Here is a 10,417-nt window from a genome sequence, read left to right on the forward strand (position 1 = left end):
GCTCCTCGGGCTGTGCGGGCGGGGCCGGTGGCAGGTACGGGCGGGGCGGTCAGGCGCCGGCCGCGGACCGGACCTCGATGGCCACGTCGACGAGTTCGTAGATGCGCAGGCCCGGCTTCCACAGGTCGGCGTCGGCGATCACCAGCAGCCGGTCAGCCTCGCGGCGCACCTCCTTGATGTGCGCGTCGAACTGCATCTCGCCGTCGTTGCGCAGAATCTGGCCGCGGTACTTCCAGGACATCTCGACCCCCTCGGCCATCGCGAAGCGGGGCTGTGCCGTGCCCTCGGCGAGCCCGGTCTCGATGACGAACAGCCGCAGCGCCTGGAGCACCGCCTCCACGCCGAGCGAGCCGGGCATCACCGGATCGCGGTGGAAGTGGCAGTCGAAGTACCACTCGTCGGGGCGGACGTAGCGGTAACCGTGTACGTAGCCGGCGCCGTGCCGACCACCGTCGGCTACCAGTTCGACCCGGTCCACCAGAGCGAAGTTGTCGCCGGGCAGGTGCAGCTCACCGCCGGCGGGGTCGGTGAAGGCCGGTGCGCCGGCGGGCAGTTCGATCCGCCGGATCCGGTCCTCGGCGACCTGCTCCTGCTCGATCCACGGCGGTACGAACCGACCGCTGTCCAGGCCGGCCTGGTTGGCCAGCGCGGCGGCACTGAAGTAGCCGAAGAGGGACTCGCCGGTGTAGAACACCTCGCCGTCCGCGGACAGTTCGTAGCTGAAGTTCTGGAGTACCGCGCCGGAGACGGCGCTGGTCATCAGCAGCTTGGAGGTGTGCCGGATGGTCCTGCCGCGCAGGTCGATGTCCTTGACCAGGGTGGCGCGTCCGTCCAGGTTGCGGATCGCGTACTGCTCGTCGGGCTTGTTGAGCGTGGCCCCGAGGTAGTAGCCGAGGAAGATGGCCGCCTGCAGGGACGACTCCATATACACGCAGTTCGGCATGTACGGCGAGGAGTTCTGCCGGTAGTACCAGGCGTCGGCGGGCGAGTCGTACTCGCAGACCATCACCGAGCCGGGGCTGAGGTCGCCGCGCTTGCCGTCGAGCGACATCACCCGGTCGACGAACTGGAAGTCCCCGTTGGGGATGTACGGCGCCCGGCTGGTGCGGTAGATGTCGAACTCCGGGCCCATCGCGATGCCGAGGTCGCCCTTCGCGGCGTGCGCGAGGTGCATCTCGTTGATCATCGCGGGCTCGCCGTCGCGGTTGGTGCGGCCGAGGAAGGCGGGGAAACCGCCGGCCTCGGGGCGATAGGGGGTGCCTTCCTTCTCACGCACCTGGAGGCCGAGGTTGCGCATCCGGATCACCGGCTTGTCGCCGAGGTAGACGAGGATGTCGGCGACCACTGAGGCGCGCGGCAGCAGGGTCAGCTCCATCACCTCGACCTCGTAGCGGATCTCGCGGTGCGCGGGGGTGATCTGGCCACGTACCTGGACGTCGATCCGCAGGTCGGTCATGGTCTGGAAGCGGGCGTCCGGCAGGGTCAGGTGCATGCCCTGGTGCAGCAGGTAGATCTGCAACAGCTGAACGGCGCCCTCGGCCACGAGCGAGCCGGCGAGCACCGGGTCGTCCGGGAAGTGGCAGGCGAAGTACCACGCGTCCGGCCGGAGTTGCTTCGTCGCGACCAGCTTGCCCAGGCCGCGCGGGCCGCCGGTGCGGTCGATGGTGACGTCATCGACCATCCGCAGCCGCTCGTCGGGCAGCCGCAGCGCCGGGTTGATGCCCGGGGCCTGCGCGTGGTGCGGCCCGAAGACGTCGCCGGGCCGGCCCTGGGCAAGCACCTCCAGGTCGGCGGCGGTCAGACGGTTCTTGTCCGTGGCGGCGAGCGGCTTGAAGTACCCCTTGACCAGCGCCGCCCGCGCGGCCTGCTCCTTGGCGGTGATCACCACGCCGAGCGGGGTGTCCAGCTCCTGTTGGCTGAAGAACCCGGCGCAGGCGTCCTTGAGTTCGAGTATCAGCTCGCCGTCGGCGTAGCAGAGGTAGCTGAAGAAGAAGATAGTGGTGGCGCCCTGGTGGACGAAACGGTCGATGGAGATGTCGTAGCGCAGCGTCTGGCCGGTGCGCGGCAGGCCGCCGTGGAAGATCAGCGAGCTGTCGAGCAGCCGGTAGACCCGCTCCCCCTTGTTCCGGAAGTCGATGCCGAGGTAGCTGACGAGCAGCAGGTCGCACTGCCCGGCCTCGACCGTGACGGCCGGCGGCACACCCCCGTCGACGGCGTACCAGGCGTCTTCCGGCACGTCGTACTCGGTGGTGATGGTGGCGGGTTCGAAGACGCCGGTCGTGCCCTTGAGCGCGGTGACGCGGGTGACGAAGTGGTACGGCTGAGCGGGCAGCCGCACCCGTTTGGCGTAGGAGTCGATGACCTCGAACTCGGGGCCGAAGACCTTGGCGACGGAGCCGGTGGCGAACTCGAGCAGGTCGGCCTCGTCCCAGATCACGCCCGGCCGAGCCTGCGTCGCGGTGGACGCCGCGACAGCGGACGCGGACGCGGGGGCGGTCACGGCGGGGGCGGTCACGGCGGGAGGAGAGGCCGCCGCGGGCACCGCGGCGGCCAGCGACAGTCGGGCGGGCACGGGTGCCACCGCCTGCGGTGCGGCGTGCTGCGGCCCGGCGGCCCGGGCCGGCACGGAGGCGGCGGCCGGTTCGAGCTGCGCCTCGGCCCGGTCCAACATCGCGGACTGGAGCACCCGTTGGGTCTCCATGACCACCGTGTGAGAGGCGAGCATCTGCTCGCGCAGCTCGCGGATCAGGCCGGCCGCGGGCGTCGCGGCAGCCAGGGTGGGCCGGGCGGCCGGGGCTGCGGCCTGCGCGGCGGCCGGAGGGGGTGCGGGCGCGGCCTGCGCGCCATGGACCGCCCGGACGAGAGCGGGCACCGGGGCGTCGGCGTGGCCGCCCCCGGTGGCGGCAGCGTTCGGCGACGGCCCGGCCGGCGCCGGGGGCGCCCACGGCAAAAACGTGATCGGATCACCGTCGAAGGCGATGACCTCCGGGTCGGCGAGGGTCGGATCAGCAGGCATGAGTGCTGGCTCCTCCGGCGGTGCGGACAGGACGGGAACGCTGGGCGGGAGCTGCGCCGACCGCGGGCCGGCGGCGGCGCCGGGGGCACCGGACGTGCTGGGGGCGGCGGCGGACGCTGCCGCAGCCACCCCGCGGGCGATCCGGGAAGGCATCGGGTCGCTGCCGCCCACCCGGAACCGGGTGGCGCCGGCGCGGCGGGCGGCGCCGCGGTCCGGGCCCGCGCCCGGCCCGAGCAGCGCCGTCAGGTCCACCGGCAGGCCGTGGCCGACCAGCCGGGCGATCATCTGCGCGAGGGACTTCGTGGCCGACACGCCGCGCCGGTCCACCGGCGCGGCGACGTGTGGCGCGTCACCGAGCGTGTCGCGGATCCACCGTGAGCAGGTGGCGCTGGGACCGACCTCCAGAAAGTAGCGGAAGCCCCGGTCGTAGGCGGTGCGGACCAGCCGCGGGAAGTCGATCGTCGAGCGCAGCGTGTGGGCGATCCGGCGGGAGACCCGCTCCCGGTCCAGGTCCGCGATCGCCTCGTAGTCGTAGGCGCTGAAAAGTTCCAGGTCACCGATCGACCCGGTGGGGTAGTCGTTGAGCCCGGCGAGGCCGTCGAGTTCGGCGTCCACCACCGGGTTGTGCATCACCACGTTGACCGGCGAGCGCGCCGCGGGGCACTTCAACTCGGCGATCAGCGCCGCACACTGGGCCGGGTCGCCGGCGATCACCAGCTCACCGGGGGTGTTGACGTGCGTGAGGTGCACGCGGTCGTGGCGGGTCAGCGCGTCGCGGACCGGCTGCTCGGCGGAGAGCAGCACGAAGGTGGACCAGACGTCCTTGTCCGGTGTGGCGTCGTGCAGTTGCCACAGCTCGCGCACGGTACGGCGCGGGCCGCACAGCCGGTCCCGGAAGATCGGGGTGCCGCTGATCAGGTCGTCCCGCCGGCCGGCCGGCTGCCAGCCTCCGGTGGCGAAGAGCATGCTGCTCTCGCCGAGGCTGTAGCCGAGGCCGCCGTGCGCGGTGACGCCCAGCACCTCTCGGACCAGGTCGGTGTAGAGGATGGCGAAACTGGTGCCGGTGGCGAGCATGAACGGGATGTCCTCGCTGAGCCGGGTCTCCAGCTGCATCAGGTCGCGCCGCTCGGGGGCGACCTGGGTGCGCGGGTAGAGCTGCTCGGCGCGGAAGAGCCGGGCGGGTTCGTCGGCCTGTGCCTCGAAGCGGTCGAGCAGGCCGGGAAAGGCGCGGAAGAAGTCCTGGCCGAGTCCTGGGTAGGTGTTGAAAGCGCCGGGGTAGACCAGGGCGACCTTGCCGCCCCGGCCGATCGGCCGGGGCGTGCAGAAGGACCCGGCCGGGGTGGCCCACTCGTCCCCGCGGGCGAGCGCGCCGGGCAGGTCGCCGGCCGCGAGCCGCGCCTGTGCCTGCAGCTCGGCGTCGTCCTTGCCGACCAGCACCACCCGCAGCCGCTTCCCGGCCAGGGCGCCGGCCGCCGTACGCGCAAGTCCGTACGGGTCGGCGCCACCGGCCAGCAGGTCGCGGTGCCGCTCGACCGAGGCGAGCAACTCGTCGGCGGTGTCCGCGGCGAGCGGCAGCAGCAGGGGGCCGCCGGCTCGCTGCCAGTCGGTCGGCGCGACCGAGCCGCGGGTGGGGTCGGCGGAGAGCACCGCGTGTCCGTGTGCCCCGCCGCCGCCGATCAGGTCGAGCGCCGCGTACCGGCGGGCGCCCCTGGCCGGGCGCAGCCAGGGCCGGGACGTCGGCGGCACGTAGAGCGCGGAGGCGGCGAAGTCGGCGCCGAGGTCCTGCGCCGGGCGGTTCCAGCCGGTGGTGCCCGGCAGGTAGCCATGGTGCAGGCAGAGCGCGGTGCGGATCAGCCCGGCCATGGCCGCGGCGCAGCCGGCGTCGCCGATCTGCGCCTTGGCACTGCCGAGTGCGACGCTGCCGCCGGCGGGGTACACCCGGGCCAGTGCGGCGAGTTCAGCCCGGTCCTGGACCTCGGTGCCGCCCGCGTGGGCCTCCAGGTAGCCGATGTCACCGGCGGTGATCCCGGCCTCGGCGAGCGCGGCGGTGGCCGCAGCCGCCAGCGGTTCGGCGTCGGCCTCCGGCAGGGCTCCGTCGACCGGGGCCGCGTGCCGCACTGCGATCGACTCCAGCCGCGCGTAGACCGTGCCGGAGCTCTCGCCGGGCCGGGTGACCACGACGGCGCCCGCGCCCTCGCCGATCCGGCGTCCCCGGCTGCCCTCGCCGAAGGTCAGTCCGGCCGCCGCGACGACGTCAGGCCGCAGCAGCAGGTTCTCCGCCGAACCCGCCAGGTCCACCGCGCCGACGAGCACCGCTTCGATGCCGGGGTCGAGCAGCAGCAGCCGGGCGACTTCCAGCGCCTCGGCGGTGCCCGACCCGTCGGAGGAGACGGTGAACGACGGTCCGGTCAGATTCCACAGCGACGAGATCCGGCTGGCCATCACGTTGCCGATGTAGCTGAGGACTTCGTTGGCGACGATCGGGTCGACGACCGCGTCCCGCCCGACCGCGGTGAGCACGGCCCGCTGCTCCTCGGTCAGTTCTATGTCGGCCTGCGCGAACTGCTCGCGCAGGAAGCCGCCGAGGCCGTAACGGGTCAGCCGCGCGTGGGTGTACGGCTCCATCTCCATCGCCACCACCACCGCGATCCGGCGCGGCTCGGGTGCACTGCGGCCCTCGGGCACGACCCGGCTGAAGCCGGCGTCGTGCAGCGCCTCGTCGGCGACCTTGGTGGCCAGCGCGTGCTGGAGGTTGTACGTGCGCAGGTCGGCCGGCGGGATCTTGTGGTCCATGGGGTCGATGCCGACCCCGTCCACGAAGGCACCGTGCGGCAGATCCTGCGGCCCGACGCCGGCGACCTGTTCCAGCGAGCCGCCGAGGGTCTGCTCCAGACCGCGCCAGCGGCGTTCGGGCAGCGGGACGATCGCGTCGGTGCCCGCGTGCACGGCCCGCTCGAACGCGTCCACGCTGTCGAACGAGCCGAAGTGCGCGCCGAGTCCGACCACGTCGAGCGCGGGCAGCACGGCGGCGGTCCCGGTGGTGGCACCGCCGGCGCTGCCCGGTCCTTCGGCGGCGCCGGGGCTGTGGGCGGCGGCCGGCTCCGAGAGCAGCACGTGCGCGTTGGTGCCGCCGAACCCGAAGGCGGAGACCGCCGCGCGGCGCGGCCCGTCGCCCTGCGGCCAGGGGCGGCCGTTCCTGACCAGCACACCGTCGCCCACCCGGCCGTCCTTGGAGGCCACCGGCCGGTCCACGCCGATGGTCGGCGGGATGTGCCCGTTCGCCATGGCCAGCACCACCTTGAGCATGCTGCTCAGCCCGGCGACGGTGAGAAGGTGCCCGATGTTGCCCTTGACCGAGCCGATCAGCGGCACCTTCCCGTGCGCGCCGAAGAACGCGGCCACCGACTCGGCCTCGGTCGAGTCGCCGATCGGGGTACCGGTGGCGTGGCACTCCACGTAGTCGATGGCGGCCGGGTCGACCCCGGAACCGGCGTAGGCCAGTTCGTACGAGTCGAGTTGGCCGCTGCTCTGCGGGACCAGCAGGTGGCGACCGCTGCCGTCGTTGGACAGGCCGATGCCGTCGACGACGGCGTAGATCCGGTCGCCGTCGCGCTCGGCGTCGGCGAGCCGCCGTACCGCGAGCATGCCCGCGCCCTGCCCGGTGAGGATGCCGCCTGACCGGTCGTCGAAGGGCTGGCTGAAGCCGTCACGCGGATAGGCCCGCAGGTCGGAGAAGGACAGGTGAATCAGCGTCGGGTCAGGGGCGCAGACACCACCGGCCAGCACCAGGTCTGCCTGGCCGGCCGCGAGGTGGTCACAGGCCAGCTTGAGCGCGTACAGCGCGGAGGAGCAGGCGGCGTCCAGGGCGTAGCGGGGACCTCCCAGGCCCAGCGCGGTGGCGGTGAGGCTGGCCGGGGAGCCGCTGACCCGCAGATCCTCCGTGGTCAGGCGGTTCGGGTCGACGAGCGCGCCCGGCCGCAGCGCGGCCAGCTCGGGCAGCCCGGCCCTGCGCAGGCCCTCCAGCACCGCCTCCTGGGCCAGGGGTACGCTGACCTGCGCGGAAGTCGGTGTGGGGAAAGAGTAGTTGCCGAGGATCAACCCGGTACGAGCCAGCGTCCCGGGCCGATCCGCGTGGCCGGCGTCCCGCAGCGCCTCCCTGGAGACGTGCAGCGACCAGTGGAAGATCCGGTCGAGGCGGGCGAGGTGGCCGGGGTCGAGGAGGTAGCCGGTCGGGTCGAAGTCGAAGCCGCTGACGAAGCCGCCCCGACTGCAGTAGATGCCGTGCTGCGGATCGGCGTCCCCGGCCTCGGGGGCGGGGCCGAAGACCTCCTCGCCTCCGTCCTTGCGGCTGTCCGTGCCGGAACGGAGGTTCTGCCAGAACTGGGCGGGGGTCTCCGCTCCCGGCAGCAGGCAGGAGAGGCCGACGATGGCGTACTTGCTCATCGGAACTGGGTGTCCCTTCTGGGGTCAGTCGGTCCGGCCGGCAGGCGTGATCGGGGCGCCGGCCGGACCGACCGGGTCAGGCGTGTCCGTCGGATGCGGGCGGTCAGCTGGCCGCGAACTTGGCCGCGAGCTGCGGGGCGGAGACCACCGAGACCGCGTCGAAGCGGGCCAGGACCAGCCCGTCGGGGGCGCAGGCGGTGATGGTGAGGGAGGCCGCGCTGCTGTTGCCGTTGCTGCCTGCGGCGGGCTCCACCACGATCAGGAACGGCTCTCCGTCCGGCAGCCGGCGGTACAGGTCGGCCCGGCCCACCGCGAGCGGCAGTCCGGCGGTGCCGTGGAAGAGCTTCACCCAGACCAGCCCTGCCTGGAGCAGCAGGTCGGAGGTGCCGGGTGCGTAGCGGAAGCCGCCGAAGGCGCCGCCGGCCGGCCGGTGTTCTGGCAGCGAGCACTCCAGGACCAGCCGGTCCCGCGCCTCGCTCAGCACCCGGCGCACCCCGCGCAGCGACGGCCCGTGGAAGAGGGTGCCGTCGGCGTAGAACCCGGCGGCGTCCTGTCCCCCGCCCAGCGCGGGCAGCCCGGCCAGCGCGGCCTCGGCCGGCTCGGCCTTGGCGTCGACCACGGCCGCGTAGTGCGGCCGCAGGCTGCCGTCCGCGCCGGTGGAACGGATCGCCACCCGTACCGCGTCGCCCGCCGGGCTCAGTACCAGGCGTACGGTCTCGGGCTGCGTACCGTCGAAGACGATCCCCTTGTGCACCGCGAAGTCCCGCACCTGGGCGACCGGGACGCCGCCGACCCGCTCGACCGCGCCGATCGCCCAGCCGAGCGCCACAGCCGCCGGGAGCACCGGGTCCGCGCCGATCACGTGGTCGGTGACGATCGGGTCGCCCGCCAGGCCCGCCAGGTCGCGCTCGACGGTGACGTCGGAGGCGAGCACGACCGCCTCCCGCTCGGAGAGCGGGGTGGTCGGGCCGAGCACGGTCACCACGTCGTCGGCGTGCTCCGCGGAGAACTGCTCGGCGAACATCCGGGTGCCGGTCTCCACCGGGATCAGGGTGATGCCGCGCTGCTCGAAGACCGCCTTGATCTCCGGGGAGACCATGCCGCTGTCCCAGGCGCCCCAGTTCAGCGAGGTGACCCTGGCCTGCGGATGGCTCTGCTTCCAGGCGGACGCCCAGGCGTTGAGCACCTCGTTGGCCATCGCGTAGTCGGACTGGCCCCGGTTGCCGAAGAACCCGGCCACCGAGGAGAAGAGCACCAGGTGGCGCAGCGCGTCCTCGGGCAGCGCGGCGACGACCGAGCGCAGCCCGGACAGCTTCGGCGCGAAGACCCGCTCGATCTCGGACGCCTTCTTGTTGGCGATGAGCTGGTCGGCGAGCACCCCGGCGCCGTGCACCAGGCCGGTGATCCGCTCCCGGTAGGGCGCCAGCGCGGCGGCGGTGGCGGCCTGGTCGGTGATGTCGACCGCGAGGTACTCCGCCTCGCTGCCGGCGGCCCGCACCTCCTCCAGCGTGGCTGCGATCTCGCGGATGCCCACCACGGTGCGGTACAGCTGCTCGACCCGCTTCGGGGTGGGCTTCTCGCCGCCCGCCTTCAACTCGCCCGCGGCGGCGGCCTTCAGGCCGGCGTCCGCCACGCCCCGGGCCCACGCCGGCTCCTCGCCGAGCGGAGTACGGCCGAGCAGCAGCAGCCCCGGACGGTGCTGCCGGGCCAGCTCGGCGACGCAGGCGGCGGTGATGCCACGCCCGCCGCCGGTGACCACCAGCAGGTCGTCGGAACCGAGTGACGCGGTCGCCCGGCCCGGCGCGGCCAGCGGCCGGTCGGCCAGCGTGAGGCCGACCCGCCGGGTGCCGTCGCGGCCCACCTGAACCGGCTCGGTGCCGGCCGCGTGCACCTCTTCGAGCACCTTGGTTGCGGCAGCGGCGGGAGCGAGGGCGGGGGCGAGGTCGACCGCGCGGCAGAACAGCTCGGGGGCCTCCACCGCGAGGGTCTTGACGAGCCCGGCCACACCGCCGGCGGGTGTCGAATCCGCTGCCACACCGTGCAGTCCGAAGGCGCCGTCGAGCCGGGTGACGGCCACGAAGGCGGCCCTGCCGAACGCGGCGGCCTCGGTCAGCGGCTCGACGACGTGCTTGGCCAGCAGCAGCGAGTGCCCGAGGCGGCGCACCCCTTCGGTCCAGTCGCCGCCGGGGGCGGTGGTGAGGTCTAGCACCAGGCTGATCCGGTCGGCGAGCGCCTCCTCGACGCGGACGGACAGTTCGGTGACGCCCCAGCCGGTGAGCGCGTGGTCCTGGACGCCCGACGCCCGCTCGGGGACACCGGGCAGCCGCAGGACGTGCACCTTCCAGCCCTGCTCCGCCAGGCGCTCGGCGAGTATCGGGGTGAGGTCGCCGCCGCTGTCGACAAGCAGTGCGCCCGAGCCCTGCGGGTAGGCGCCGACGAGCCGGTCCGGCTCGGGCAGGGTGGTCAGGGCAGCCTGTGCCCGGCCTATCCGGCCGCGCGGCTCGGCAGAGGCGGTGGAGGAGGCGGCCGCGGGGGCGGCGGGTGTGCCTGACGGGGTGGTGGCGGAGGCGTCCGTCCCTGCCACGAACGCCACGATGTCGCGCAGGGTGCGCAGTTCGGCCAGCGCCTCAGGACCCGCAGAGGACTCCACCGAGAACCGCTGCTGCAACACGCCCATGATCTCGACCCGCTTGATCGAGTCGATCCCCAAATCCGCCTCGACATCCATATCCAGCTCAAGCATCTCCGCCGGATAACCCGTCTTCTCCGCCACCACACCCAACAACGCCGACTCCACCGCACCCGCGTCCACACCCGACGCAACCACAGCAACAGGAACCGCGACAGACACCGAACCCGCCGCACCACCCGCACCCGGCACAGCAACAAACTCCACGATGTCACGCAGGGTGCGCAGTTCGGCCAGCGCCTCAGGACCCGCAGAGGACTCCACCGAGA

The 10,417-nt window shown here is 73.3% G+C and carries 2 protein-coding genes; both read right to left on the bottom strand.

From position 1 onward, the window contains the following. Positions 1 to 49 precede the first annotated feature (49 nt). Complete coding sequence (locus V7E46_RS05195; protein WP_333767295.1) at positions 50 to 7,459, bottom strand: beta-ketoacyl synthase N-terminal-like domain-containing protein; 7,410 nt, start codon at positions 7,457 to 7,459, stop codon at positions 50 to 52. A 103-nt stretch (positions 7,460 to 7,562) separates the two neighbouring features. Then, entirely contained in the window at positions 7,563 to 10,202 is a 2,640-nt protein-coding gene (locus tag V7E46_RS05200; RefSeq protein ID WP_443053989.1) for an SDR family NAD(P)-dependent oxidoreductase, read from the bottom strand. Between the last annotated feature and the right edge of the window lie 215 nt (positions 10,203 to 10,417).

The sequence above is a fragment of the Streptomyces sp. IBSBF 2435 genome, assembly GCF_036815005.1.
GTDB lineage: Bacteria > Actinomycetota > Actinomycetes > Streptomycetales > Streptomycetaceae > Actinacidiphila.

Coding starts and splice junctions, on each gene's coding strand:
- V7E46_RS05195 (WP_333767295.1), bottom strand. CDS start 7,459: ATGAGCAAGTACGCCATCGTCGGCCTCTCCTGCCTGCTGCCGGGAGCG.
- V7E46_RS05200 (WP_443053989.1), bottom strand. CDS start 10,202: ATGCTTGAGCTGGATATGGATGTCGAGGCGGATTTGGGGATCGACTCG.